The 26,038-nt window shown below is 50.8% G+C and carries 23 protein-coding genes; 17 read left to right on the forward strand and 6 right to left on the reverse strand.

Features of this window, described 5'->3' with window-relative positions:
• The first annotated feature begins 16 nt into the window (after positions 1-16).
• The 3 genes from cysT (at position 17) to ACI1P2_RS20035 (ending at position 2,066) form a co-directional block, all read left to right on the forward strand.
• Positions 17-850: a sulfate ABC transporter permease subunit CysT gene (gene cysT / locus ACI1P2_RS20025; RefSeq protein WP_355321931.1), complete on the forward strand. Its 834-nt coding sequence runs from the start codon at positions 17-19 to the stop codon at positions 848-850.
• Positions 851-889: 39 nt separating this feature from the next.
• A complete protein-coding gene (gene cysW, locus ACI1P2_RS20030) occupies positions 890-1,741 on the forward strand; it encodes a sulfate ABC transporter permease subunit CysW (RefSeq protein ID WP_355322128.1) in 852 nt (283 codons plus the stop codon).
• 103 nt (positions 1,742-1,844) lie between these two features.
• The gene (locus ACI1P2_RS20035; protein ID WP_355321933.1) at positions 1,845-2,066 is read left to right on the forward strand and encodes a YezD family protein; all 222 of its coding nucleotides are present in this window, start codon (positions 1,845-1,847) and stop codon (positions 2,064-2,066) included.
• 101 nt (positions 2,067-2,167) lie between these two features.
• Here the strand turns inward: ACI1P2_RS20035 and ACI1P2_RS20040 are convergent, their stop codons facing one another.
• Complete coding sequence (locus ACI1P2_RS20040; protein WP_355321935.1) at positions 2,168-2,269, reverse strand: YjcZ family sporulation protein; 102 nt, start codon at positions 2,267-2,269, stop codon at positions 2,168-2,170.
• 467 nt (positions 2,270-2,736) lie between these two features.
• Here ACI1P2_RS20040 and pdxK point away from each other — a divergent pair, with 467 nt between their 5' ends.
• From pdxK to ACI1P2_RS20055, 3 genes are all read left to right on the forward strand, one after another.
• Positions 2,737-3,546, forward strand: coding sequence for a pyridoxine/pyridoxal/pyridoxamine kinase (gene pdxK / locus ACI1P2_RS20045; RefSeq protein ID WP_355321937.1), 810 nt, complete (start codon positions 2,737-2,739; stop codon positions 3,544-3,546).
• A 522-nt stretch (positions 3,547-4,068) separates the two neighbouring features.
• A complete protein-coding gene (locus ACI1P2_RS20050) occupies positions 4,069-5,487 on the forward strand; it encodes a serine hydrolase (protein ID WP_408976282.1) in 1,419 nt (472 codons plus the stop codon).
• Positions 5,488-5,847: 360 nt separating this feature from the next.
• Positions 5,848-7,542, forward strand: coding sequence for a M3 family oligoendopeptidase (locus tag ACI1P2_RS20055; protein ID WP_355321941.1), 1,695 nt, complete (start codon positions 5,848-5,850; stop codon positions 7,540-7,542).
• A gap of 132 nt (positions 7,543-7,674) precedes the next feature.
• On the opposite strand, the gene hmpA is transcribed toward ACI1P2_RS20055, so the two are convergent.
• The 3 genes from hmpA to ACI1P2_RS20070 all read right to left on the reverse strand — a co-directional run bounded on the left by hmpA (position 7,675) and on the right by ACI1P2_RS20070 (position 11,158).
• The gene (hmpA, locus tag ACI1P2_RS20060) at positions 7,675-8,895 is read right to left on the reverse strand and encodes an NO-inducible flavohemoprotein (protein WP_355321943.1); all 1,221 of its coding nucleotides are present in this window, start codon (positions 8,893-8,895) and stop codon (positions 7,675-7,677) included.
• Between the two features lie 123 nt (positions 8,896-9,018).
• On the reverse strand, positions 9,019-10,044 hold the full coding sequence (locus ACI1P2_RS20065) for a glycoside hydrolase family 53 protein (RefSeq protein ID WP_355321945.1): 1,026 nt from the start codon (positions 10,042-10,044) through the stop codon (positions 9,019-9,021).
• Positions 10,045-10,186: 142 nt separating this feature from the next.
• Positions 10,187-11,158: a ring-cleaving dioxygenase gene (locus ACI1P2_RS20070; RefSeq protein WP_355321947.1), complete on the reverse strand. Its 972-nt coding sequence runs from the start codon at positions 11,156-11,158 to the stop codon at positions 10,187-10,189.
• A gap of 214 nt (positions 11,159-11,372) precedes the next feature.
• Between ACI1P2_RS20070 and ACI1P2_RS20075 the strand changes: the two genes are divergently transcribed.
• Together ACI1P2_RS20075 and ACI1P2_RS20080 are read left to right on the forward strand one after the other, a co-directional pair.
• On the forward strand, positions 11,373-12,281 hold the full coding sequence (locus ACI1P2_RS20075) for an aldo/keto reductase (RefSeq protein WP_355321949.1): 909 nt from the start codon (positions 11,373-11,375) through the stop codon (positions 12,279-12,281).
• A 71-nt stretch (positions 12,282-12,352) separates the two neighbouring features.
• A complete protein-coding gene (locus tag ACI1P2_RS20080; RefSeq protein ID WP_355322130.1) occupies positions 12,353-12,679 on the forward strand; it encodes a thioredoxin family protein in 327 nt (108 codons plus the stop codon).
• Between the two features lie 53 nt (positions 12,680-12,732).
• Here the strand turns inward: ACI1P2_RS20080 and bacA are convergent, their stop codons facing one another.
• Both bacA and ACI1P2_RS20090 read right to left on the reverse strand, forming a co-directional pair.
• Positions 12,733-13,536, reverse strand: a complete 804-nt coding sequence (bacA, locus tag ACI1P2_RS20085) for an undecaprenyl-diphosphate phosphatase (protein ID WP_355321951.1) — start codon at positions 13,534-13,536, stop codon at positions 12,733-12,735.
• Positions 13,537-13,661: 125 nt separating this feature from the next.
• The gene (locus ACI1P2_RS20090) at positions 13,662-14,984 is read right to left on the reverse strand and encodes a hemolysin family protein (RefSeq protein WP_355322132.1); all 1,323 of its coding nucleotides are present in this window, start codon (positions 14,982-14,984) and stop codon (positions 13,662-13,664) included.
• Between the two features lie 260 nt (positions 14,985-15,244).
• On the opposite strand from ACI1P2_RS20090, the gene ACI1P2_RS20095 reads away from it, so the two are divergent.
• The 9 genes from ACI1P2_RS20095 to ACI1P2_RS20135 all read left to right on the forward strand — a co-directional run bounded on the left by ACI1P2_RS20095 (position 15,245) and on the right by ACI1P2_RS20135 (position 26,026).
• Positions 15,245-16,012, forward strand: a complete 768-nt coding sequence (locus ACI1P2_RS20095; RefSeq protein WP_355321953.1) for a DUF1836 domain-containing protein — start codon at positions 15,245-15,247, stop codon at positions 16,010-16,012.
• A 203-nt stretch (positions 16,013-16,215) separates the two neighbouring features.
• Positions 16,216-17,175, forward strand: a complete 960-nt coding sequence (locus tag ACI1P2_RS20100; protein WP_355321955.1) for a glycosyltransferase family 2 protein — start codon at positions 16,216-16,218, stop codon at positions 17,173-17,175.
• A gap of 17 nt (positions 17,176-17,192) precedes the next feature.
• Positions 17,193-18,098, forward strand: coding sequence for a glycosyltransferase family 2 protein (locus tag ACI1P2_RS20105; protein WP_355321957.1), 906 nt, complete (start codon positions 17,193-17,195; stop codon positions 18,096-18,098).
• 55 nt (positions 18,099-18,153) lie between these two features.
• Entirely contained in the window at positions 18,154-19,533 is a 1,380-nt protein-coding gene (locus tag ACI1P2_RS20110) for a lipopolysaccharide biosynthesis protein (protein ID WP_355321959.1), read from the forward strand.
• Entirely contained in the window at positions 19,508-20,482 is a 975-nt protein-coding gene (locus ACI1P2_RS20115) for a polysaccharide pyruvyl transferase family protein (protein ID WP_355321961.1), read from the forward strand. The genes ACI1P2_RS20110 and ACI1P2_RS20115 overlap by 26 nt, the downstream gene beginning before the upstream one ends.
• Before the next feature lie 269 nt (positions 20,483-20,751).
• Positions 20,752-21,330 carry a peptide deformylase gene (def, locus tag ACI1P2_RS20120; protein WP_355321963.1) on the forward strand — a complete coding sequence of 193 codons (579 nt, stop codon included), beginning with the start codon at positions 20,752-20,754 and terminating at the stop codon, positions 21,328-21,330.
• Positions 21,331-21,525: 195 nt separating this feature from the next.
• Entirely contained in the window at positions 21,526-23,277 is a 1,752-nt protein-coding gene (locus tag ACI1P2_RS20125) for a cache domain-containing sensor histidine kinase (RefSeq protein ID WP_355322134.1), read from the forward strand.
• Entirely contained in the window at positions 23,270-24,877 is a 1,608-nt protein-coding gene (locus ACI1P2_RS20130) for a response regulator transcription factor (RefSeq protein ID WP_355321965.1), read from the forward strand. The genes ACI1P2_RS20125 and ACI1P2_RS20130 overlap by 8 nt, the downstream gene beginning before the upstream one ends.
• Positions 24,878-25,030: 153 nt before the next feature.
• On the forward strand, positions 25,031-26,026 hold the full coding sequence (locus ACI1P2_RS20135; RefSeq protein ID WP_355321967.1) for an ABC transporter permease: 996 nt from the start codon (positions 25,031-25,033) through the stop codon (positions 26,024-26,026).
• Positions 26,027-26,038: the final 12 nt, after the last annotated feature.

Here is a 26,038-nt window from a genome sequence, read left to right on the forward strand (position 1 = left end):
AAGGAGTGGATTGAGGATGGGAGGTGCTCAAGCTTCCAATAAAAAGGTGCTGCCGGGCTTCGGTCTCACATTGGGTTATACGGTGCTGTATCTCAGTCTGGTTGTACTGCTCCCCCTGTCGGCGCTGTTGTTGAATTCGACGGGGCTGACATGGACCGGTTTTTGGGAAGCCGCTCTGGATCCGAGAGTGATCGCATCCTATAAGGTAAGTTTTCTGTGCTCGGCCGCCGCCGCTTTGATCAATCTGTTTCTCGGTCTGCTGCTGGCATGGGTACTTGTGCGTTATGAGTTTCCCGGCAAACGGGTATTTGACGCGATCATAGATTTGCCGTTTGCGCTGCCTACCGCTGTGGCGGGGGTGGCGCTGACTGCGCTCTATTCGCAGAACGGGTGGATCGGCTCTATTTTCGAGCCGCTTGGCATTAGATTGGCTTTTTCACAAATCGGCATTACGCTGGCGTTAATGTTCATTGGCATCCCCTTTGTAGTGCGCACCGTGCAACCGGTGCTGGAGGAGCTGGAATCGGACGCGGAAGAGGCTGCTGCCACGCTTGGGGCCGGAAGATGGCGCACCTTCCGCAGCGTGATCCTGCCTGAGCTTATTCCTCCGCTGCTGACGGGATTTGCGCTGGCTTTTGCCAGAGGGATTGGGGAATACGGTTCGGTGGTATTTATTTCAGGCAACATGCCGATGAAGACGGAGATCGCTCCGCTGCTGATCATGTCCAAGCTGGAGCAGTATGACTATGCCGGTGCGACAGCGGTTGCGCTGATGCTGCTGGCGATATCCTTCATCCTTCTGCTCTGCATCAATATGGTGCAGCGCCTTTCAAGAAAACGGATGGCCTGAGAAAGAGGAGGCTCAAATATGACGGATTCCGCGCAAGTAATGACCGGATCGCATGTACCGCCAAGGCTGTCCGGCAGAAGTGCAACCACGGAGGCACCTTGGGTCAAATGGGCGCTTATCGGAGCTGCCTTGCTGGTGCTTTTGTGGCTGCTTGTGCTCCCGCTCGCGGTCGTGATGGCTGAAGCGCTCAAGCAGGGGTGGCAGGTGTATGTGGCAGCGCTGCGTGACCCGGATGCGTTGTCTGCCCTGCGTCTGACCTTGCTTGTGGCGGCGATTACGGTGCCTTTGAACACAGTCTTTGGCACAGCGGCCGCCTGGCTGGTAACCAAATTCAAATTTCGCGGCAAAGGCATTCTCGTGACGTTGATTGACCTGCCTTTTGCCATTTCACCGGTTGTCGGGGGGCTGATCTATGTCCTTGTCTTTGGGGCTCAAGGCTGGTTCGGTCCGTGGCTGGAGGAGCATGATATCAAAATTATTTTTGCAGTCCCCGGCATCGTCCTTGCCACCCTGTTTATTACGTTCCCTTTTGTAGCTCGTGAGCTGATTCCTCTGATGGAGGACCAGGGAACCCATGAAGAGGAAGCGGCCGTAACGCTTGGCGCCGGGGGATGGCAGGTGTTTTGGCGCGTTACGCTGCCCAATATCAAATGGGGGCTGCTCTATGGGATCATCCTGTGCAATGCAAGAGCCATGGGAGAATTCGGGGCGGTATCGGTTGTATCCGGCCATATCCGCGGGGAAACGAATACACTGCCGCTGCATGTAGAGATTTTGTATAATGAATATCAATTTTCCGCTTCCTTTGCTGTGGCTTCACTGCTGCTGCTGCTTGCCCTTGCCACCCTTGTGCTGAAAAGCTGGCTTCAGCGCAAAGAAGTTCATCCCTAAGGCTTGGAAACGATTGACGGCGGTTTTTAAAGCATGATAAATTATAAACCAAGTATATAGGTTGGATAACAATGTTTTATATATGAATGAAGGAGGCGGCCGTATGGCAAAACCGCTGAAGGTGGACCAGGTTTGGATGAACCGTATTGCTGAGCAGCTGGATGATATGGAATTCGGTTCACTTCATATCGTTGTTCATGAAGGACAGATTGTCCAGATGGAACGGACGGAACGCAAGCGTTTTGGTAACACGAGTTCGGAAGCGTCGAAGCAGGTGCAAGAGCGTACTTCCCCTCGGCCGCTCCGCAAGTCAGGCTCGGAATAGGTGTTTTGCTGCTTTATGCTGCCCGGAAATCCAACAAGGGTGCCTTGGCCAAAACGGCTGCAGGCACCCTTGTGTCATTTTCATGATTCAGTTTTCACAAATTACACAAAGAAAGTGCGGCTGATGATAACCAGCAGAATAAACAGAACCAGAATGACACCTGTGGAAGTCCACAATCCGCCACAACTTCTAACTGCGCTCATTTGTCTTCCTCCTTCCGTGCGGGTCATAGGTTGGCATGATCAATCTTTCATGCAGGCATGCCTCGTAATTTCAAGCAGCCCGGCAGTATGAAGAGTTCCTATATTGCTGCATTTGAGGTACAAGGCAGCAGACTCAGCGGACTCCGGCCCCAAGTGTTAACCTCATTGGCCGCAATTGCTTAATTTCTAAAACAGTATATTCATACGGCTTAATGATGGAAATCAGCAGGAGTCCATTTTGCGCCGACAAAGATTAAATAGGCGTTCTTAGCGAAGGCTGTTCAATTGCAACGGGAAACGGCATATTTAGGACAAACATCATCACCTTGGTATACAGTAAAATCAGGACAGGAGAGTAAGGAATGCCGAAGCGGAAATAAAGGCGGAAAGTCCTGCGTGAAGGGGTTTGACAAGAAGGAACGACAGGATTAGGATAAATGCAGCATAAAGTGAAGGAGAGCATGAACATGACCGTTCCTAAAACATTGACGATTGCCGGCTCCGATACGAGCGGAGGAGCAGGCATTCAGGCCGATCTGAAGACTTTTCAGGAGTTCGGCGTATATGGTATGACCGTTCTGACCACGATTGTTGCGATGGCGCCCCGCACTTGGGACCATCTTGTATATCCTGTAGCCCTGGATGTGGTGGAAGCTCAGTTGAAAACCGTACTGGAGGGCATCGGCTTTGATGCCATGAAGACCGGTATGCTTGGCTCAGTAGAGATTATCGAACTGGTTGCCGGATATTTAAAGAAGCATGACCTCAAACGGATTGTCATTGATCCGGTTATGGTATGCAAGGGTACGGATGAAGTGCTGCAGCCGGAAAATACGGAAGCGATGCTGGATTTGCTGATTCCGGGCGCAGATCTCGTTACACCGAATCTGTTCGAGGCGTCGCAGCTTGCCAAGACAGGTCCGATTCGCTCGGTTGAGCAGATGCAGGAAGCGGCCGCCATTATTCATGAACGCGGCGCCAAGCACGTGCTCATTAAAGACCGCGGCAAGATTAAGGAAGGCAAAGCAATGGATCTGCTTTATGACGGGCAGACCTTTGAGTGGTTTGAAACGGACAGCGTGAATACCAGCTTTACCCATGGCGCAGGCTGCACCTCATCTGCTGCCGTAACCGCAGGACTTGCGCAAGGTCTTTCGGTTCGTGAAGCTGTGGAGCAGGCCAAGCAATTTATTACCCAGGCAATTGCCGGCGGATTCCGTCTGAATGAATTTGTTGGGCCAACGCTTCATGCTGCCCGTCGTTTGCAGGAATCCTGAACGCTTATTGATTGACTCTGGGCACTCCTTCGTATGTTGTGAGACGCTCCAAGAACGAGCCATTCCTCCCATCGCTGTTGTCCCCAAATTTCCTTATACAAATTTAATGGTAGAAATTCGGGGACAAAGGCGAACGCTGCCGCTTTTCCGGAATGGCTTCGTTCTCTACGCTGCACCGTGCATACCCCTACTACTAAAAAAACGGAAGAAATCGCGATTTCTTCGATTTCAAATTTGGCAAAAAAGGCCGAGAATAGGAGTCATCCTCCCATGTTCTCGGCCTTTTGTCCTTTATGGCTGTGTGTACCTCCGTGGTTTTCGGGGCGTACTGAAATCGTAAGAAAAACTTCAGCAAACGCGGTCTGGGTTATTTGAAAGTACGCCGATAGGCGTTTTTTCTCGACAGATATTTATTCGAATTTTCTCCCAGGGCATCAGATATGATAAAATAAAATTTGTTGTTTTGGCGGATATTGGTGTTTTTTATTCAGGTTTGACGAAAGAATGGAGGATCAGTTTGATATGAAAGGGTTGAATAAGAGAGCACTTTCTTTTATGCGCTCCTTTGTGCTGCTGCTATTGTGTACAGCCTTGTTTGCCGGCAGCAGCCATAACGCGCTGGCACAGTCCGGAGCCATTTCCGTGACGGTGGATGGAGTCGAGGTAAACTGGAATACGAAGCCTTATATTGCTTATGGAACTACATACGTTCCGCTCCGGGAAGCGGCTGGTGCGCTCGGGGCTACCGTACGCTGGAATGCGAGTACCAACAGTGCCGCCGTCTCGCTGAACGGTGATGTGATTACGTACAAGCTTGGTTCAACGGCGGTTGATGTAAACGGTTATGCCTGGGAGCAATCCTCTCCGCTGCGCTATGTAAAGGGCGTATTGACCGTGCCGCTGCGGGGGGTGATCGAGCCGCTGCGCGCTACAGTCAAACCTTCCAAAACAACCGAAGGCACGCTGCTTGAAATTCAAAGCGACAGTGAAACCATGCTGAGCAGCAGCATGAAGTCAGTGGATACTTTCCTGCGCAATGAATCGTTCTCCGGTCTGGTATTGGTGGCGAAAAACGGACAGGTGCTGCTGCGCAAAGGATATGGCCCGGCAGGGGACGGCAAATTTAACCGCCCTGACATGACAACACGGATCGCATCGCTGTCCAAGTCGTTCACGGCGGCCTCCGTGCTGAAGCTGTCGGAGGCAGGGCTACTGAGTCTGCAGGATCCGGTATCCAAGTACATTCCCGATTTTCCGCGTGGGGACGAAATCACCCTGCATATGCTGCTGTCGCATACCGGCGGGCTCAGAGCGAATTTCACCCGTACAGAGGGGATGACGCTGCAGGATGCCGTAAATCAAATCAAGCAGCTGACCATTCAATGGGATCCAGGCACCCGTTTTCAATACAGTAACTGCGGTTATGTGGTTCTCGCTTATATTATTGAAAAGGCAAGCGGAATGACCTATGGAGATTATCTGGAGAAGAATGTACTGGGCCCGCTGGGTCTGAAGCATACAGGCCAGGCTGTTCCTGAGACGCCGACGATTAAAGGCCATACCTATAAAAATGGCGTGATGGCTGAAGCTCCTTATTATGTGTCGGTGGAGGGAACAGGTACATTGTACTCCACGCTGGACGATATGCTGACCTGGAACAGTGAGAACGGATTGGACAAGCTGCTCAGCAGCGAGTCTCTGACACAGATGCTGACTTCGTATTCCGAGAAGAACTATGGATACGGCGTGCTGGTTCGGCAGGACGAATCCGGCTCCGGTGTGACTATTTACCACAATGGCAGCGGAACCGGCTACAAGACAGGCATGATGCGGGATACTGGCCCAGGCTTGACTGTCATTCTGCTGGGCAACCGCGACGGGCTGGATACAGTGCCAATGATGGACGAAATCATGACCCGTGCCCATGCTTCCGGTCTATAAGGAGTACAAAAGGTCAAGAAGGCCAAGACTGGGGAATTTGCTCCCCTTCTTGGCCTTCTTGTCTTATAAGCAATCACTGGATGTATTCGTTGACTGTGATTTTCTACCTTTTTTAAGTTGGGATACGCACGCAGCAGCGGAGAGGACGAAGCAATTCCGGAAAAGTGGAGCGTTCGCCTTTGTCCCCGAATTTCTACCGCTAAAAATTATAATCATTGGAAATCTGGGGACAACAGCGATCGTAGGAATGGTTCGTTCTCGGAGCGTCTTAGGAGCACATTGCATACTTAAAATGCTGGTATATTATAGCAATCGGGATGTATAATAAACAACATATTGGGAAAAAGGGAGGCCGCGTCTATGAAGTTCAGTGAGATGAAATATGAAAGACCGGATTTGTCCGAATTTGAACAGCGGTTTAAAAATCTGTTGGAACAGTTCCGGAATGCAAGCCAGCCAGAGCAGGGAAAGGCGGTCATCCAGGAGCTCAATAAATTGCGCAGCCATGTGGATACAAGCTGCCAGCTGGTTGAAGTCAGACATTCTATCGATACTACAGATGAGTTTTATAAAAAAGAGAAAGAATACGTGGATGAAATCAAACCCGTGATCCAGGAATACATAACCGACTATTACCGGGCGCTGGCGGATTCGCCTTTGCGGGGGGAGCTGGAAAAGCAATGGGGCAGCCAGCTGTTCCGTTTGGCAGAGGTTTCCCTTAAAGCGTTTGATCCTTCGATTATCGAAGATATGCAGCAGGAGAACAAGCTTGGCACGGAATACATGGCCCTGATTGCATCCGCCAAAATCCCTTTTGAAGGGGAAGAGCGCACACTACCGCAATTAACTCCATTCCTGCAGTCGACGGACCGCGACGTCCGGCGCAGAGCCGCTGAAGCACAGAGCGGTTTTTTGGCTGGGAACGAAGACGAGTTTGACCGCATTTACGACGAGCTGGTGAAGGTCCGCACCCGGATGGCCCGCAAGCTGGGATATGCCAACTTTGTGGAGCTCGGTTATGCGCGCATGAACCGGACGGATTATGATGCGGCGATGGTCGCCAATTTCCGCAATCAGGTGGCTGAGCATATTGTTCCCGCTGCTTCCCGTTTGAAGGAGCGGCAGCGGCAGCGGATCGGTGTGGAGAAGCTGCGTTATTATGACGAAAGCTTTGCTTTTCCGACAGGCAACCCGACTCCCAAAGGCGGACCGGATTGGATCATTGAAAACGGGGCACGCATGTATAAAGAGCTGTCTCCCGAGGTGAACGAATTTTTTACGTTTATGACGGGCAACGGCCTGATGGATCTGGTCAGCAAAAAAGGCAAGCAGAGCGGGGGCTACTGCACATTTCTTACGGATTACGGCGCTCCTTTCATTTTTTCGAATTTTAACGGCACCTCCGGGGATATCGATGTACTGACACATGAAGCCGGGCACGCCTTCCAGGTGTATGAGAGCAGGCATTTTGACATCCCTGAATATTTTTGGTCCACCTACGAGGCTGCGGAGATTCATTCCATGAGTATGGAATTTTTCACATGGCCGTGGATGAAGCTTTTCTTTGAGGAGGATACGGAAAAATACCATTTCGATCATCTCTCGTCAGCACTGCTGTTTATTCCTTATGGAGTTGCTGTGGATGAATTTCAGCATGCCGTCTACGAAAATCCGGACTGGACTCCGGCGGAGCGGAAGCAGGCATGGCGTTCTATTGAGCGTAAATATTTGCCGCATAAAAACTACGAGGGTAATGATTATTTGGAGGGCGGAGGCTTCTGGCACAAGCAGGCGCATATTTTTCAGGCACCATTTTATTATATTGACTATACGCTGGCCCAAATTTGCGCCTTCCAGTTCTGGAAACGCATGAATGCGGATTGGCAGCCTGCCTGGAATGACTACCTGCGTTTATGCCGGGCAGGGGGAAGCCAGTCCTTCACAGGTCTGGTTGAGCTGGCGGGACTGAAATCCCCGTTTGAAGCGGGATGCGTCACATCTGTCATTGGCGACATTGAGGCCTGGCTGAATGGTGTGGACGATCGGAAGCTCTAAATGTTCGTAGGGCTGAACGAAAGTTTCCGTAACGTAAAATGAACAGTTAAAACAAGCAAAGGCTCGCTGATCGGCAGCGGGCCTTTTTGTCGTTGCCACGGTTTCATGCTCGCCCGGGCTTTCCCGCGAGGATTATTCCTCTTCCAGCATGGCAAGCGGGCTGAAGGCTTCATAGTGGATATCCTCCGCGGGAACACCCAGTTCGTGAAGCAGCTTGACAATGCCCTCCATGAAGGGGATCGAGCCGCACAAGTAATAGTTTGCCGGTGTGGCAGGTTTAAGCGACTTAAGCAGGTCCAGATCAATTCTCCCTTTTTTTGTAAAACGGCCTGCTGAAATATCCTCCTCCGTAGGGGACGAGTAACATGCGTAAGATCGTACATTTTCGCTGGTCTGCTCAACCATGGCTACATGATCACGGAAGGCGTGGGTCTGGCTGTTGGCCGTGGAATGGACGAAAATAACCTCACGCTTCTGCTGTGTCTCCACCATCTCATTCAGCATGCCGATCAGCGGAGTGATTCCGATCCCGCCGCTGATCAGCACCACCGGACGAGTGTTCGCGCTCAGCACAAAGTCACCGGCAGGAGCGGAGAACAGCAGGGCATCACCGACCTGCACCTGATCGTGCAGGTAGTGTGAAACAATCCCTTCCGGATTATCCGCTCCCGCATCTTCACGCTTCGCACTGATTCGGTAATAGCTCTTGCCTGGCGCATCGGAAATGCTGTAATGGCGGATGTGGGTGTAGGTTTCTCCCGGAATTTCCGCCTTGAGCGTCAGATATTGGCCTGCTTTGCAGGCTGCAATCGGCCGGCCATCCTCCGGCTTCAGATAAAATGAAGTGACATCTGCCGTTTCCTGTACTTTCTTATTCACAATAAACCGGCGGTAGCCTGCCCATCCGCCCGGCTGCTGTTCTGTCTGCTCATACAGCTCCTGTTCCATCCGGATGAACACATCAGCGATGTATCCGTAGGCTTTTCCCCACGCATCCAGAATCTCGTCGGTGGCCGCATCACCAAGCACATCTTTAACCGCCTGCAGCAGTGTTTCACCGACAATAGGATATTGTTCCGCTTTAATGCCGATGGCCCGGTGTTTTTCATTAATCCTTCTGATGACGGGGGTCAGTGACTCCAAGTTCGTAATATGCTCCCCGGCGGCATATACCACATAACCCAGCGCTTCCTGCTGGATTCCTCTTTTCTGATTGGTTTGATTGAAGAGATTGTAGAGATCAGGGACCTTATGGAACAGCAGCTCGTAAAAACGTTTCCCGATTTGCTGGCTGTGCTGTTTTAACACTGGAGCGGTTTCTTTTACAATATCCGTTGTTTTTGAATCAAGCATATCTGTATGTCCCTTCTCATTAAGAACTGTTTGTACCCTGGTAGTATGGCTTGGGAAAATGTGGTTTATCCATTTTTTAGAAAATGTAGATGAGGGATCCATCAGAATGCTTGAGTGCAGCGGCTACTTCTCCAGGAAAGCGTCGAGCGCTTCAGTGACCTTGCCTTTGCTGTCGAAGGCGCCCAGCTTGTAATCATGCCAACCTCCATACGCTCCCGGCTCCCAGTAAAATACGCCGAGCCCTTTGTTACCGGGGACAGACTTGGTTTTCCGGATCAGATCCGTGAGGAAGGCTTTCGTTTCCGACGGCTTGGAGGCATCCATACCGACCTCGCTGATCATCACTTCCTTGCCGTAACGGCTGGCCATATCGTTCATGTTATCCAGTGTTTGTTGATTCAGCTTCTGCCAATTGTCAATCGTCGGATACAGGGACATTCCAATCACGTCCCATTTGACGCCGTAAGCGCGCAGCGCGTCGAATATGCTGCGGTACAGCTTGTTGTCATACCCGTTGCTCAGATGAAGGACGACCTTGCTTTCGGGACTGACGGTTTTCACCGCGGAAGCGCCTGCTTTCACAATCCCGGCAAATTGCTTCATATTGGTCGAAGCGCGGCCGTGATTCCACAGCAATCCGTCATTGATTTCGTTTCCGACCTGGACCCATTCGGGCTGTACGCCATTTGCTTTTAATGCATGCATGACACTGTAGGTGTGGTAATAGACGGCTCGTTTAATCTGATCATAGCTGTAATTTTTCCAGGCGGCGGGCAAAGGCTGCTTTTTCCAGTCAGCCCAGGAGTCGCTGTAATGAAAGTTGATCATGACACGAAAGCCCATTTTCTGTGCACGCACGGCCAGCTTGACCACATCCTCTTTGCCGGAGAAGCCGTTTTGTGGATGGACCCAGACGCGCAGCCGGATGGAATTGATGCCTTGAGCTTTTAAAATGGTAAGCAAATCCTGTTTGGTGCCAGTGTCGTTATAAAATGATTTCCCGGCCTTCTCCATTTCGGAGAGCCAACCTACATCTGCTCCATTGGCAAATGGCTGTGCCTTTGCCGATGCGGAGGCTCCTGTACCAAGTCCAAGCAGGATAACACAGAGCAGCATGATCGTGATCCGTTTGAGTTCCTTCATCAGCATGGGTCTCTCTCCTTGTCTTTAGTTGGTATGTATGACCATGGTTTTCATTTTATCGAAGACAACTGTCCAACAAAAGGTGGAAAAAGACTAAAAAACCGGGACTCCCTGTTCAGACGGAAGTCCCGGTCTTCATGATCCGATTTTATTTTTTAGTATTCAGCGGCTTCAAATTGGCCTCAATATCTTCACGGCGTTCTTCCAGAAACGGTGGAAGGGCAAGAGCTTCCCCGAGATGCTCCGGATCTTCATCGGTTGCGAAGCCGGGTCCGTCGGTAGCCAGCTCGAACAGAATGCCGTTAGGCTCGCGGAAATACAGGGAGCGGAAGTAAAAGCGGTCCACGAAGCCTGAATTGCCGATTTGCAGGCTGCGGATGCGTTCCACCCATTGGCGCAGCTCCTCTTCGTCGGTTACGCGGAATGCCACGTGGTGTACGCCGCCGCGTCCAAGCCGCTCTGCCGGAAGATCGTTTCGCTCTTCAAGATGCACCTGGGCGCCGTTTCCGCCTTCGGCCGTTTCATAAATGACGATATCCGGCTGTCCTGCTGCAGGAGAAGGGTACGACCCTGTTTTACGGAAGCCCATCACCTTTTCAAGAATCAGCTCGGTATGCTCGGCTGTGGGGACCGTCAGCTTGACCGGGCCAAGTCCGATGATGCCGTACTCAGCCGGAACAGGGCTTTTGTCCCAAGGCTTGCCGCCCCGGACTCCCTGATCGTGCTCATCGGAAATCAGATAGAAGCGTTGGCCTTCAAAATCCTCAAATGGCAGGATCCGATGCCCGGCCTGTTCCGTAATTTCTTCATGGGTAACGTTCAGTTCCTCAAACCGGTTCTTCCAGTAGGTCAAAGCTTTATCGCTCGGAACACGCAGCGACAGGGAGGAGATGCTGTTATTACCTCTGCGGTTCTGTCCGGCATGCGGAATTTCGAAGAACGTCAGCTCGGTGCCGGCGGTTCCGAGCTCATCCCCGTAGAACAGGTGGTACACGCGGACATCATCCTGGTTGACGGTTTTTTTGATCAGGCGCATGCCGAGCACTTCCGTGTAAAACTCGAAGTTTTTGGCTGCAGAGGCTGTGAAAGCCGATACATGATGCAATCCAAGCAATTTCATGTTAATTCCTCCTTGGAGATTTCTTTATTTTGAAGCAGCGGAGCTTGATTCATTAATTATCTTGATTTAAAGATATATCATTTAGTGATAATTGTCAACTCATTCGTTTTCTGTTGTTTGGTACGCTTGAACAGGCGGCAAGGATAAGATACGATAAACTTGTACATAAGGCTTGGGGATATCATGGCAGCAATCAATAGGGAGGAGAGAAAGCATGAAAACAAACCGGCTTGGATCTTCCGATCTCATAGTGAGCGAAATTGGCTTCGGCTGCATGACGATAGGTACGGAGGAACAAAAGGGAATCTATCTGATTCATGAAGCGCTTGAAAAGGGCATTAATTTTCTGGATACAGCCGATTTGTATGACAGCGGCCGGAATGAAGAGATCGTTGGCAGGGCCGTGCGGGGACGGCGCCAGGATGTGATTATTGCGACGAAGGTAGGCAATCGCCGCATTCCGGGCCAGGAAGGCTGGGTATGGGACCCGTCGAAGGCTTATATCCTGGAGGCTGTGAAAGAAAGCCTGAAACGGCTCGGCACGGATTATATCGATCTGTACCAGCTGCATGGCGGTACGCTGGACGATCCGATAGACGAGACGATCGAGGCATTTGAACAGTTAAAGCGCGAGGGTGTTATCCGCTGGTACGGTATTTCATCCATCCGGCCGAATGTGATCCGCGAATATGTGAAACGCTCAGGAATCGTAAGTGTTATGAACCAATACAGCCTTCTGGACCGGCGGGCAGAAGAAGAGATTCTCCCCTTGCTGGAGAAGGAGGGAATCAGCCTGATCGCACGCGGCCCTGTAGCGAGCGGTGTGCTGGCTGAGAGAGGGGCGTCCAAGGCGGCCAAAGGTTACCTCGATTATGAGCAATCGGAGCTGCTGAAAGTGCGTGAACGCCTTGCACCGTTCTCTAGTGATGAGCGGAGCATGGAGCAGATGGCCATCCGCTACAGCCTTGCGCATCCGGCTGTGGCCACAGCCATTCCTGGAGCGAGCTCTCCGGAGCAACTGCAGCATAATGTTGGCGCTGCCGCTGTCGCGCCGTTAACGGAGCAGGAAATCAGCGAGCTGAGAAGCATTACCAGAGCAAACCGCTACGCACAGCACCGGTAACTGCCACGGTTGCAATTTAAGAAATATGGATTACAATGAAGGAAACAAGTATACAACAGGAGGAATGGACGATGGAGCGCATTGAATCGCAGCAGCAGTATCAGGAGTTGATACAGGGAGATGGAATAACGGTAATCAAATTCGATGCAACCTGGTGTCCGGACTGCAAGACGCTGGACAAATTTATTGGCGGGATCATCGAGAAGCATCCTGATAAAGAGTTTTATGCCATGGATGCCGAGCAGTTTCAGCCAATAGCTGAAGAATATCAGGTTCGCGGCATTCCGAGCCTGCTGGTATTCCGCGGCGGGGAGAAGATTGCCCATCTTCACAGCAAATTTGCCAAAACCCCGGCACAAATCTCTGAATACCTGGAGACGCTGGAATCGAAGGTATAAGAATGAAAAAGGATGTACCCGTTATTCAAACGCCGGGATACATCCTTTTTAAATTACAGAACAATAAAGAAAAATACGGCGGCCAGCACGAAGCGGTAAATGGCAAACGAAGTGAGGCTTAACCGTTTCAGCAAACCGAGGAAGGTCTTGATGGCCAGCATACCTACGATAAAGGCGGTAATAAAGCCAACCGCAAACACGGTGAAATCACTGGAAGAAAGGTGGCCTACACTTTTGTACATATCCACAACCGTGGCTCCCAGCATAATCGGAACCGACACCAGGAAGGTGAATTCGGCTGCTGCCGTGCTGCTTACTCTTGCGAACAGACCGCCGGAAATGGTCGAGCCTGAACGGGAGAAGCCGGGCCACAGGGCAAGAATTTGGAATACTCCAATGATAAAGGCCTGTTTGTATGTAATTTCATCCACTGTTTCCGCCGTTGCTCTCGGATGAAATTTTTCAGCGGCAATCATCAGCAGACCTCCCGCAACCAGGCTGTATACGACCGTTTGCGGACCAAATAAATATTCCTTGATAAAGTCACGCAGCAGTACGCCCAGCAGGGAAGCAGGGATCATCGCGAGGATGATATGAAGCAGGTTCAAACGCGGCTTCAGGGATTGAAGCGTCTGCTTCCGGAAATCGAACAAACTCAGAAACTTTCCGAAATACAATACGACGACCGCAAGTACGGCTCCCAGCTGTACTACAACTTCGAATGTCTTGACGGATTCACTGTCTGTGTTAAGATTCAGCAGGTCGGCGGTCAAAATCATGTGCCCGGTCGATGAGACAGGTAAAAATTCGGTTAATCCCTCAATGATGCCCATAATAATTGCCGACAAAATGTCCATGTACTATTCTCTCCTCCCCACACACGCATGCAGGGCACGCGGCCAAGCCGTATGCCCTGTCATTTATTTTACTCATTTGTGTAGAACGAAGTAAAGTGTACAATGTTTTTCGGTGAAATTCAAACTTAGTCCGTTTCTTCTTCTCCACTGAGGAGCGACGGCTCCTCAATAATAACCTCCACGCGTCTGACACGGTTTTTGCCCATTTCGCGGATAATGACCTTTACATGGCCTTCGGAATACTCTTTGCCCGTCTTCGGTTCGGGAATTCGGCTGTACACCCAGCCACCAACCGTATCAACGTCCTCCTCTTCCAAATTCAGACCGGTCAAATCGCTGAACTCGGACAGGATGACTTTGCCATCCATCAGATAGCTGTTCTCGGACAGCTTCTCGATTTCCTTGCGTTCATCTTTATCGAATTCGTCGCGGATTTCGCCGACGATCTCTTCCAGAATATCTTCAATCGTAATAATACCGGATGTGCCGCCGTACTCGTCCACCAGCAGCGCTATATGAACCTGCTCCTTCTGCATCCTTTTCAGCAAGTCATTGACCGGGATTACTTCCGGTACCGTAAGAATCGGATGAATCAGGGATTTGAAATCCAGATCCGGATTCCGGTCATGCTCCAGAAAGAACTGCTTCGTATTGATCATACCGATAATTTGGTCCTTGCTTTCGGTTGCAACCGGGAAGCGGGTATACTGCTCATCGTAAATGGTCTGCATGTTCTCTTTCAAGCTGCGGTTGGTATACAGACAAACCATATCGGTACGCGGCACCATAATTTCTTTGGCCACGGTTTCGTCAAAGGCAAAGATACGGTTCACGTATCCGTACTCTGTATTGTTAATTTTTCCGCTTTCCACGCTTTCCGACAGGATGATTTGGATCTCTTCCTGAGAATGCGCCTCTTCATGCTCCGACGCGGGCTTCAATCCGAATAAACGGACCAGTCTGTTGGCAGAGCCGTTCAGAAGCCAGATGAAGGGGTACATGATGCGGTTAAACCAGATAATTGGAGGAGATGTTAACAGACTGACTGTTTCCGCTTTGCGAATCGCCAATGTTTTAGGGGCCAATTCACCAATAACGACGTGCAGGTAAGTCACAATAATAAAAGAGATTATGAAAGCTAGAATATGGCCAAAATCACCACTGATGCCTACTTTAGTAAATACAGGCTCTAAAATTTTGACCACAGTCGGTTCACCGAGCCAGCCAAGTCCAAGCGCCGTTATTGTAATGCCAAGCTGGCAGGCGGACAAATATCCGTCCAGATTGTTGACTACCGTCCGCAGCGCTTTCGCATTTTTGCGGTTTTCCACCACCAGTTGATCCACTCGGCTGGAACGAATTTTGATGATGGCAAATTCAGTAGCCACGAAGAAACCACTCAGCACAATTAACAACGCGAACAATAATAGACTGACACCTATGTCCATATAATTTTCACTCATCCCTTTTCTGATAAATTTAAGTTCATATGAACTTATTTTAAGACCTTAAAAGAGAAAGTACAACTGTTAAAAAGAAAGCTGTCAACCCCTTGGACCCCAAATTTGCTCGAATTAGAGGCAGAATAGCCTCCGCTCGTCAGCTTGCTCGCTCTTATCTTGCCTGCTCTTTACAACCTGCATGCTTAGGCGTATGATGGGTTCGCATGAACTTGAAATGCAATACCAAAGCATAAGGAGGAAGGCAAATGGAGTCCTTTACAATGACCCGCAGCGACATGGCCCATTTGCTGCTTGCGCTTGATAACTGTCAGGTCCTGCAGCCTTTGGCCGTACTTCAGGAGGCTTGGAGAAAGAACCACCAGGAAAGGCTTCGTGCCGGCAGCACGCTGCCTGCCTTTTTAAGCACTGAAGTGACTCCCGTGCTGGAGAAAATTATAAAAGGAAGGCAAATTGCTGCCTTTTCTCTGCAGGAGATTGCTTCACTCGGTCAACTGATCGAGTACAGTCACGTCTCGTTGGCTTCCATGCAGAACTGGGTGAAACGGGATTTTAAAGAATTTCTTGGATCGCCACAGGTAGGGAAGAAGTATTCCATCAACCAGGCGGCTATCCTGCTCATTATAGAGGATCTCAAATCAAGCCTTGATTTTGAATCCATCCGCAAGCTGTTTCATATCCTGTTTGGCCAGCCGGGGGACGACAGCGACGACCTGATGCAGCCCGTGCATCTGTATGCCGCATATTCATCCTTGTTTGAGGAGCTCGACGCCAATGGCGACGGGATGTTTGATATTACAGGTACGGGACCTGCCTCCACTTTAAAGGATGGCCTTACAGAGGATATGCTGCTGCGTGCGGCAGGCAGGTACACGGATGGTCTTGTCCATCTGAGCCCGAACCAGCGGGAAGCCCTTAGGAATGCGCTGCTGGTGGCAGCCGTATCGATCCAAAACTCATATTTCCTGTCCATGGCCCGCAGATATGTCAATGCGACGCTGTTTCTGGACTTTTAATCAGCGATGAAGAGGAATGGTAACAGCCATTTCTCTTTTTTTTGTCATTCCCTATCTATAAGTTTTCATATGTACGAAAAAGTATACCAAAGTGGTATGTACACTCAAATGTTGTCGAATATAAAATAAGAATATACAATCCAGCAATTGGAAAATAATTCTGGACAGAAAGAGAAACGGATAGGATGGGAGGAGACCGTGGCATGTCCGATGTTTCAATCATCATATGTACAAGGAACCGGATTGAAGATTTGACGCGCTGCATTCGATCCATTGCCTTGCAGCAGGACATCAAGAATTCGGCAATTGAACTGCTGATTGTCGACGACGGGGATATCCCGGCACACAAGCTGGAGGAGTACCGGGAAATGCTCACTGGACTGCCCAACGGGGAATTGAAATATCATAAGAAGGAGCAGCCGGGGGTATGGCTTTCCCGGTATCTTGCGCTGTCCATGGTGAAAAATGATATTGTCCTTTATTTCGATGATGACGCGGAATTGGATGACAGGCTGTACATCAGACGCCTGCTCGATATATACGAGCAGGATGAAAGTATTGTAGGTGTGGGCGGGGTCGCCAAAGGACTGAGTACAAGCCGGGCAGGCAAGCTGCTGGGCGTTTTGACATGCCAAATGTCCTCCTCACCGGGCAAGCTCTCCCCCAGCAGTCTGGCAGGCTCGCTGCTGCAGTGGGGGGAAGTTAAATCGATATTCCCCACTGAATTCTTTCACGGCTGCAACATGTCTTTCCGCCGGTACGCGCTACGGGATATGAAGCCTTATCCATGGATGACCAGCTACGCGGTTGCGGATGATCTTTACATGTGCCTTCTTGCTGGCCGCTACGGCAAGCTGATCATCGATCCGAATCTCAAGATTATACATCATGAATCCCCGAGCTCGCGGGATAAGGCCGGCAAGGTAGCCAAAGCTACGGCCGTTAACCACTATTATTTCCTGCTGCTGAAACAGGCGGGACTCTGGAATTACGCCGCGCTGCTCTGGACGCTTTCTTATTTAATGTTCAAGCAGGCGCTAAAAAGAAACTTCAACGCGGTAGCCGGATATGCGCAGGGCTGTCTGTTTGTCCTGAATCCGCGCAAGCAGAAATATGATGAATATACGGCTTCCCTGCCCATCGGCAGGAAAGGCCTCACTTAACCGAAGGAGGGAGCCTGATGATTGCCTTGTCCATTGCCATTTGCACACGCAATCGGGAGGAGGATCTGAAGCGGTGCATTTCCTCCATCGCACAGTCCAAGCTGCCGGCAGGGCTGCAGGCCGAGGTGCTGATTGTAGATGACGGAGCGCTGACAGAGGAGTTTGTGAAGCAGCAGGAGCAGAGGTTGGAGCCGGCAGCAATGGAGCTGCGCTATCATCGTAAGGAGCAGCCGGGGCTATGGCTGTCAAGAGTGGAGACGGTGGAGATCGCCAGAGGCGGCATCATCCTTTTTTTGGACGACGATGTGGAGCTTCCTGCCGATTATATTCAGAATTTAATGCGTACCTATGAGGAATATCCCCAGGCGGCGGGGGTAGGTGGAGTCGCGAAGGGCATGAGCAACAGCTTTTTTGGCACCATCCGCTGTCTGCTGTCCTTTCAGCAGTCGCCCTTTAAAGGGAAGCTGTCCCTCAGCGGCCAATCAGGGTCTATGTACAACTGGCATAAGGCGCGCAGGACGTTCAAAACCGAATTTTTTCATGGCTGCAACATGTCCTTCCGCAAGGAAGCGATCCGCGGGCTGCAGCCGGTTCCCTGGCTGCAGAGCTACAGTGTCGGTGAAGACCTGCTCCTGTCCCGCATCGCGTTGAAGAGCGGTCCATTATACATTAACCCTCTGTTAATGCTGCTGCACCATGAATCTCCGTCTTCCCGCGATAATATGGAGCAAGTGGCCTACATGCGTGTGATGAACCATATTCATCTGCTAAGGGATGAACAATCGGGCCCGATCAAATATGCGGCGCTTTGCTGGACAACACTGTATTTCATGCTCAGGGAAAGACCCAAGAAAAACAATTCCGCAATCAAAGGTTATAAAAAGGCTTTAAAAGCGATATTTTCCAATGAGGCTGCCGGTTAACAGCGGCCGTGTCGCAGGTAGCAAAGTATAGAAGCAGAGCAGGGATGTGAGTAAGATGAGCGCTTGGACGGCAGCCAAAAAAGTGTTTACAGGCGACAGCCTGGCCAAAACCATTATGCGTACCAGCTTTAACAATTTCTTCGTGCTGATCGTCACGACGCTTACTTCGATTTTAACCGCACGGATGCTCGGGGTTGAAGGCAAGGGGGAGCTGGCGGCAGTGCTTTTCTGGCCTACGCTGATCGGCAGCGTATTGAGCTTTGGACTGCCTACTTCTCTCATATACAACGTCAAAAAGAAGACGGGCAGCATTGAGGAACTGCTCGGATTATCCCTATGGATTCAACTGCCCGCATGTCTGCTGGCAGGGGGAATCGCCTGGCTGTTCATGCCGGTTTGGCTGAATGGATATTCACCTGACATCATTCAGCTGTCCAGATTATACTGTCTGGCCGCCATACCATTGGCGGTGCTGACGGCACTCATAACGGCGCTTTCCCAGAGCCTTGAAAAATTCGACATCTATAACGGGCTGCTTTTCCTGTATCCGTTCCTTAATTTCGTCGGTCTGATTGTTGTTTGGCTGCTCGGTTTCCTCAATGTTCATATTGCGGGGGCCATTAACTTTGCGGCCAGTCTGGCCGCACTGCTATGGACGTTTTTCAAGCTGCGCCATTTGGTGCATGCTCGCCAGTTCCGTTTGTTCATTGATAAAAAAGTCGTGCGGCCCTACTACAGCTATGGAACGAGGGTTTATGGCATGGAGCTGATGGGGACGCTGTCCACGCAAACGGACAAAATTGTAATTGTCGCCCTGCTGTCGCCGCGGGATTTCGGGCTGTACTCTGTTGTGTATGCTTTGTCGAGGGTGTTCAATGTGGTGCAGAATGCGGTAACGAACGTAACCTTTCCGCGCGTTACGGGATTGTCCCAAACGAAGATTATCGAGACCGTCGGCAGAGCCTTTCGCATATCCATGGCCATTATGCTCGTTGTCATCATCCCGAGCCTGTTCATTGGCCGGTATATGCTGGGGCTGCTGTACGGGCCCGCTTTTCTGGATGCGGATGTGACCTTTTATCTGCTCTCGCTGGAATGCATCATTGGCGGAGGTTCCTGGATTCTGGCATCTGCCTTTAATGCCCTTGGCCGTCCGGGCCTCGTGCTGATCCGCCAGATCGCAGCTTATGCAATCACGGTCGCCATGTTTTTCATCTTTACACCTTTGCTCGGGCTGGAAGGCATTGCGCTGGCGCTGCTGGCCGGAGCCTGTGTCCGTCTGGCCTTTTCGGTATTCTCTTTTCCGGTGTTCTTCAAGGTTCCGCTGCGGCGGATATTGTTTGACAGGGAGGATATTACATTCCTGATACAGATCATACAAAAGAAGCGAAAGAAGGGAGAATTGAACGATGGCGAGCTTGCATCCAATGGATGAGTTGAAAGAGAAGCTGAAAGTAATTCTTGAGGTGGTGCCTCAGGGCTCGGAAATTATTTATCTGGATTATCCCGTGTACAACAACGGCGGGGACGTGCTGATCATGAAGGGGACGGAGAAATTTTTCCATGATTATAATATCAAGGTTCGTGCCCGCTACAGCGCGATGGACTTTCCCGACAAACTCAGCATCCCGGACAACTGGATTATCGTCTGCCATGGCGGCGGAAATTTTGGCGACCTGTACGCGAACCACCAGAATCTGCGGGAAAAGGTCGTGCGTGATTTTCCAAACCACCGCATTGTCGTCATGCCGCAGACCATTCATTTTGAAAGCGAGCGCAAGGCCGACATGGCCGCTGCGCTGTTCAACAACCATCCGGATCTGCACATCTTCGTGCGGGACACGCGCTCCTATGATTTTGCGACGGCGAAATTCCATAAATGCCGGATCCGCATGTGCCCGGATATGGCACACCAGCTGTGGCCGCTGCAGCCGTCAGCCATGCCGGTGAAGGATGTGCTCTATTTTCTGCGCACAGATATTGAGACGGTTGCCGGACAGCAGCAGTTTGACAGGGAGGCGGATGACAGCAACCGGCTGGATTGGGACACGATGTTCACCCCGCTGGAAGTTCGCGGCATCGTATATTTTCAGAAATTTTACCGTCTGGACAAGAAGCTTGGCGGCCCGCTTCCAACCCGGACCTTCTGGTATAAATACACCGATTACTTGATGAACAAGGCGATCAGCCTGTTCAGCTCCTACAAGGAGGTCCGTACCTCCAGACTGCATGGCCATATCTTATCCTGCCTGCTGGACATGCCAAATGTGGTGATTGATAATTCCTACGGGAAGAACTCCCAATATTACGAAACCTGGACTTCAGAAATCCCTAAGGCCAGCCTGCATGGCGCCTCCGAAAGCAAACTGGAGCAGCCATCCTGACCCTTTGATATCAATAATGTTTTACCTACGGGCAGTTCCATGCGGAGCTGCCTTTTGTTGAGAAACCGGACATTCGCCCAAGGATACGGGAGCCCTCAGGACAGATGCTTTGACAAGCTTGCCGGGTCGTCGATATAATTTTACACAAGATGCCACAGGAAACTTTTCACAGTAACATCAATATACAACAGCCACTTCAATATATATAAGAGACAGCATGTAATATTGAATGTTGCACTATTCTAGCAAGGAAGTTGAGGCAAAAAGAAATGAATAAACTGCCGGTTCCCGAAATGCTTTTGATGAGTGATATTGTACGGGAAGGAGATCCCATCCTGCGGAAACGTACAGAGCCTGTACCGCTTCCTCCAAGCAGTGAGGACCGCCGCTGGATGGAGCTGATGCTGGACTATCTTAAGAACAGCCAACATGATGAGACTGCCGCCGAATACGGACTGCGGGCCGGAGTAGGCTTATCAGCCAATCAGATTGGCCTGAACAAGCGGATGTGCGCTGTTTATATTCAATTAGGGGAAGAAACCGTTATATGCGAGCTGTACAATCCCAAGATCATCAGCCATTCAGCCGCCATGAGCTATCTTGAAGCCGGGGAAGGCTGCCTCTCGGTTGACAGGTATGTGCCGGGATATGTCCCACGCTACGCCAAGATTAAGGTCAAAGCAGCGGATGCACAGGGAAAAGAGCAAATTTATACGTTCAGAGGATACACGGCTATCGTCGTTCAGCATGAGCTGGATCATCTGGACGGTATTATGTTCTATGACCGTATCGCCAAGGATAATCCGTATGCTCTTCCCCAGAATGTATTTATAGAGCCAGTTGTTTAAAAGTGACAAATTGATATGCAGTACCAAACCTCCCGGATGACAAACTACAAAAGGAATTGAGCTGAGACAAACATTCCTGTTTTTTAGATTTGGTCGCTTCAGGAGGTTTTTTAGCTATACGGAATATGAAAGCGCTTATAGAAACAGGGGGCGGCATTTGTGAGAGGAGTACCGCGCATTATCAACAATGTCCGGATGAGAAACAAGCTGCTGTTTTCTTATGTGGTGATCGTGATGATCCCCGTACTGCTCGTCGGAGGAGCGATGATAGTCTATCTGCGCGAGCAGGCGCTGCAAAGCGCCATTGCACAGACCGTCAACAATGTAGAAAAGATTAAGACCCAGATGGGCAATCTGCTCCGCGTACCCACGGATACATCCAACCAGCTCATGTTTGACAGTAACCTGAACGCTGTCGTAAACACACGTTATAAGGGCATGCTGGATTTGACCAGAGCCTACCATGAGTTCGATGATTTCAAGGAATACAGGGAGCAGTACCGTGAAATCGACAGCCTACGCTTTTATTCGTTTAATTTGACACTGGTCAACAATTTGGAGTTTATTCCTGTGGATGCCGATACGCAAAATACTTTCTGGTTTAAGGAAGCACTCACGGGGACGGAGATTCATTGGTATTACATCCGTGATGAGGAAGACAATCTGCTGAACAGGCTCAGTCTGGTCAGGCAAATTCCGTTCCCGGAGCATAGGACGAGCGGTGTGCTTGTCATAGGCATGGACCAAAATGAATTGAACGGCATGCTCAGCAAGGAGCCCTTTAACACGATGATTGCCGACGAGCAGGGATATGTGGTTGCCGCCAAGGATCCCGATATGGTGGGGAGGACGCTGAAAGAGCTGAAGCTGGGCTTTGATTTTCACAATAAAGGCAAAGGAACCTACAAAGCGGAAATTAACGGTGAGTCCGCCAACATTGTTGTGGATGAACTGCTGCCCCAGTCGAGCATAACCGGTCTGAGGATCATATCCGTATTCTCTACGGATAGCATTGTAAGCGGCGCCAACCGGATCAGCCTGATCGGTTTTATCTGCATACTGATGGTGCTGGTTGCGGCGCTTATATTGGTATCGATGATATCTCTCCTGATTACAAGGCGTCTGCAGCGGTTGCGTGAAGATTTGAATGCGGTGGCGCGCGGTGATTTGAATGTCGTCACCAGGGTGGACGGTGGAGATGAAATCGGCGATCTATCGCGCCAGTTCAACGGGATGGTGGAGAGCATCCATCAGCTGATGCAGCAGGTAGCGGATGCAAGCGAGCAGAACAGCAGGCTTGAGCTGGCGCAGAAGGACATCAAGCTGAAAATGATGGCCAGCCAGATCAATCCTCATTTTCTGTTTAATGCGCTGGAGTCGATCCGGATGAAGGCCCATATGAGGGGAGAAAAGGACATTGCAAGGGTTGTGAGGCTGCTGGGGAAGCTAATGCGCAAAAATATTGAAATTGGCGGTGGGTATACGACAGTACAGGAGGAGTTGGAGATGGTGCGCTCCTATCTCGAAATTCAAAAGTTCCGTTATGGGGAACGCCTGCACTATGAAGTAGTCGTGGATGATGCGACAATGCAAGCGCATATTCCCCCACTGATCATTCAGCCCCTGGTGGAAAACGCGGTCGTGCACGGTCTTGAAAATAAGGAGGAGCCGGTTACCGTGAAGGTGAGCGTGAAAATGAGCGGCGGCAGCCTGCATACCGAGGTGGAGGATAACGGCAGCGGCATGGAGACGTCCAGACTGGAGCAGGTAGAGGCTTCCTTCACAGGAGAGGAAGAGCCGGAGGCCGGACGTATCGGTATGCGGAATGTGCATCAACGCTTGACCCTGACGTATGGGGAGCAGTATGGAATCCGGATGAGCAGCAAGGCAGGAGAAGGAACGAGGGTCTGCTTTACTTTGCCTGTGGAGGAGGAAGCATATGTATAATGTAATGATCGTTGATGATGAACCGGCGATTCGGGAAGGGCTGACCACGATTATGGATTGGGACGCTCTCGGTTTCAGAGTGGCGGATACGGCGGGCAGCGGTAGAGAAGCCTTGGCGAAGCTGGAGCGTGTACAGCCTGATCTGATCATTATGGATATCAGGCTTCCCGGCATGAACGGGCTGGATGTCATTCGGAAAATACAGGAGGAAGCGGTGGGAACACCGCACCATTTTCTCATTTTAAGTGGGTACGCCGATTTCGAATATGCGCGGCAGGCGATCAGCATCGGGGCGGACGGCTATTTGCTCAAGCCGGTTGATGAGGATGAAATGGCTGAGGAACTGCAGCGCATATACCGCATGCTGGAGAGTCGGAAGGCTGTCGATGGAAGGCAAGGGGCTAGCGGAGACCGCAGGTACAGCGACTACTTGGAAGCTTTGCTGCTGAAGACCTATACGGACGGGGAGGCGGAGCCTGAGTCCATCCCTCCGGAGCTTCAATGGCCTGCCTACCAGGTCATTATGCTGGATATCCATCTTCCCGATGCGGACCGGATGGGGAAAATGGCGGCAGCCAAGGAACAGCTATCCGGCCTCTGTCGTGAGCGGGGTTACGGTTTCGTGTTTGCGGCGGGCGGCCATACATGCATATTGCTGCGGCAGTCCTTGAAGAGTATGGACCAGGCGTCAAGGCTGCTGAAGGAAATTCGTGGGGCGTTATCTTCCTGTGCCTCAGCCGTATATGCCGCAGCCGGCCGGGAAGTAACCTCTCTGGGGCAGCTCAAAGTATCCTGCGATGCTGCGAGTCGCCTTTTGGAACGGCATTTTCTATTTCGGGGAGACAGGGTTCTGCTTCATTCCGACTGGCTGGCTCTGGGGCAGGAAGAGCTTGAGAGCTCCGGCAGACCTTTTCATGAGTCTGAATACAGGATGTTGTCCAGGGATTTTGCGGACCGGCTCTATTACGCGTTGGAGGTGGCTAACAAGGAGACGGCTGCCCAGATCTTGCAGGACATGGAGAAGGCGTGCTTGACCCGCGAGAGCAGCGAGCAGTCTGTCAAAGAGGGTTTTGCCCGAGTTCTGACGCTTGCCCTGAATAAATTTATGGCAGGGCGGGAAGGGAGCAGTTCGACCTTCGAGACGGCCGACCTGGTTGCGGAAATCTATGGACAGCGCTCACTCCCCGAGTTGGTAGATCGGGTACGGCTGCGGCTGGAGCAGTTGATGGCAAGCCTGTCCGCAGGCAGCAAAGAGACGGTGATGAAACAGATCGTGGGCTTCATTGATGCACATTACGGGGAAAATCTGAAGCTGGAGCTGCTGGCGGAAACCTTCAATTATAACAGCTCTTATCTGGGGAAGCTGTTCAGGAATTATACTGGTGAGCCGTTTAATCTTTATCTGGATAAGGTGCGGATCGGGAATGCCAAGCGGCTGCTGGCTGAGGGAAAGAAGGTGCAGTGGGTGGCGAAGCATGTAGGTTATGCCAATGCGGATTACTTTCATGCAAAATTCAAAAAATATGCAGGCTGCCCGCCTTCCGTATACCGGAGCTTAATCCGGGAGAAGGAGAGGCTGGAGCGAGATGAGATGAAATGAAGTGAAGCGAAGCCCGGACCTGTGTCCGGGTTCTTTTTCGGGCAGGTAAAGCGGAAATGTCTAAAAATGACCGGATTTTCCCTCTAATTCATCGGGTATCCAATTGTATATGTAAGCGATATCATTTTAGTAATAAGAAAAAGGGGGACTGTTATGGACACGTTAACCAATCCCACGCCGCATAACAAGAGGGCTTCCCGCAATACCTCCAAGGATAAAAAGGGGGAGAAACGGTACAAGGTATCTTTTTGGAAAACCGCTGTTAAACAGAAGTATCTGTACCTGATGTCGGTGCCTTTTGTAATATGGGTGTTTGTTTTCAGCTACTTTCCATTATGGGGCTGGACGATGGCATTTCAGGATTACAAGCCGGCCCGTTCCTTCAGCGAGCAGAAATGGGTGGGCTTCAAGCACTTTGCCGAGCTTTTTCAGGACGAACGCTTTTACCTGGTGCTGCGGAACACACTGGCGATGAGCGGGCTGGGCATTATTTTCGGCTTTGCTGTGCCGATCCTGTTCGCGGTTCTGCTGAATGAGCTGAAGGGGATGATGTTCAAAAGATTTGTGCAGACCGTCTCTTACCTTCCCCATTTTGTATCCTGGGTAGTTGTTGCCGGCATCGTTACCAAAATGCTGTCGATTGACGGCGGCATTGTTAATGACGTGCTCATGGGACTTCACCTGATCGACGAGCCCATTCAGTTCATGGCAAAGGGAAGCTGGTTCTGGTATATTGTAACCGCTTCCGATGTGTGGAAGGAAACGGGCTGGAATACGATCATTTATTTGGCGGCCATTACAGGCATTGATCAGGAGCAATATGAGGCCGCCCGCGTGGATGGAGCGAGTCGGCTGCGGCAAATCTGGCATATTACATTGCCGGGTATCCGCTCTACCATTGCGGTGCTGTTCATTATGTCCATCGGTCATCTGATCAGCATCGGCTTTGAAAAGCAATTTTTGCTGGGTAACAGTCTGGTCACGGATTATTCGGAGGTATTGGATCTGTACGCTCTGAATTACGGTCTAAATATGGGCAGGTTCTCCTACGGAACGGCCATCGGCATCTTTAATTCGGTCGTCAGCATTATTCTGCTGTTCACGGCTAACGGCCTGTTCAAGAAGTTTACAAAAGAAAGCATTATGTAAAGGAGGAGCCTG

Origin of the sequence: Paenibacillus jiangxiensis, from assembly GCF_046098255.1 — a bacterium.
Taxonomy (GTDB): domain Bacteria; phylum Bacillota; class Bacilli; order Paenibacillales; family Paenibacillaceae; genus Paenibacillus; species Paenibacillus jiagnxiensis.

Coding starts and splice junctions, on each gene's coding strand:
- ACI1P2_RS20035 (WP_355321933.1), top strand. CDS start 1,845: ATGGCAAAACCGCTGAAGGTGGACCAGGTTTGGATGAACCGTATTGCT.
- ACI1P2_RS20065 (WP_355321945.1), bottom strand. CDS start 10,044: ATGCTGATGAAGGAACTCAAACGGATCACGATCATGCTGCTCTGTGTT.
- bacA (WP_355321951.1), bottom strand. CDS start 13,536: ATGGACATTTTGTCGGCAATTATTATGGGCATCATTGAGGGATTAACC.
- ACI1P2_RS20080 (WP_355322130.1), top strand. CDS start 12,353: ATGGAGCGCATTGAATCGCAGCAGCAGTATCAGGAGTTGATACAGGGA.
- cysW (WP_355322128.1), top strand. CDS start 890: ATGACCGGATCGCATGTACCGCCAAGGCTGTCCGGCAGAAGTGCAACC.
- ACI1P2_RS20050 (WP_408976282.1), top strand. CDS start 4,069: ATGAAAGGGTTGAATAAGAGAGCACTTTCTTTTATGCGCTCCTTTGTG.
- ACI1P2_RS20105 (WP_355321957.1), top strand. CDS start 17,193: ATGATTGCCTTGTCCATTGCCATTTGCACACGCAATCGGGAGGAGGAT.
- ACI1P2_RS20070 (WP_355321947.1), bottom strand. CDS start 11,158: ATGAAATTGCTTGGATTGCATCATGTATCGGCTTTCACAGCCTCTGCA.
- def (WP_355321963.1), top strand. CDS start 20,752: ATGAATAAACTGCCGGTTCCCGAAATGCTTTTGATGAGTGATATTGTA.
- ACI1P2_RS20135 (WP_355321967.1), top strand. CDS start 25,031: ATGGACACGTTAACCAATCCCACGCCGCATAACAAGAGGGCTTCCCGC.
- ACI1P2_RS20130 (WP_355321965.1), top strand. CDS start 23,270: ATGTATAATGTAATGATCGTTGATGATGAACCGGCGATTCGGGAAGGG.
- ACI1P2_RS20110 (WP_355321959.1), top strand. CDS start 18,154: ATGAGCGCTTGGACGGCAGCCAAAAAAGTGTTTACAGGCGACAGCCTG.
- pdxK (WP_355321937.1), top strand. CDS start 2,737: ATGACCGTTCCTAAAACATTGACGATTGCCGGCTCCGATACGAGCGGA.
- ACI1P2_RS20055 (WP_355321941.1), top strand. CDS start 5,848: ATGAAGTTCAGTGAGATGAAATATGAAAGACCGGATTTGTCCGAATTT.
- ACI1P2_RS20075 (WP_355321949.1), top strand. CDS start 11,373: ATGAAAACAAACCGGCTTGGATCTTCCGATCTCATAGTGAGCGAAATT.
- ACI1P2_RS20115 (WP_355321961.1), top strand. CDS start 19,508: ATGGCGAGCTTGCATCCAATGGATGAGTTGAAAGAGAAGCTGAAAGTA.
- hmpA (WP_355321943.1), bottom strand. CDS start 8,895: ATGCTTGATTCAAAAACAACGGATATTGTAAAAGAAACCGCTCCAGTG.
- ACI1P2_RS20095 (WP_355321953.1), top strand. CDS start 15,245: ATGGAGTCCTTTACAATGACCCGCAGCGACATGGCCCATTTGCTGCTT.
- ACI1P2_RS20125 (WP_355322134.1), top strand. CDS start 21,526: ATGAGAAACAAGCTGCTGTTTTCTTATGTGGTGATCGTGATGATCCCC.
- ACI1P2_RS20100 (WP_355321955.1), top strand. CDS start 16,216: ATGTCCGATGTTTCAATCATCATATGTACAAGGAACCGGATTGAAGAT.
- ACI1P2_RS20040 (WP_355321935.1), bottom strand. CDS start 2,269: ATGAGCGCAGTTAGAAGTTGTGGCGGATTGTGGACTTCCACAGGTGTC.
- ACI1P2_RS20090 (WP_355322132.1), bottom strand. CDS start 14,984: ATGGACATAGGTGTCAGTCTATTATTGTTCGCGTTGTTAATTGTGCTG.
- cysT (WP_355321931.1), top strand. CDS start 17: ATGGGAGGTGCTCAAGCTTCCAATAAAAAGGTGCTGCCGGGCTTCGGT.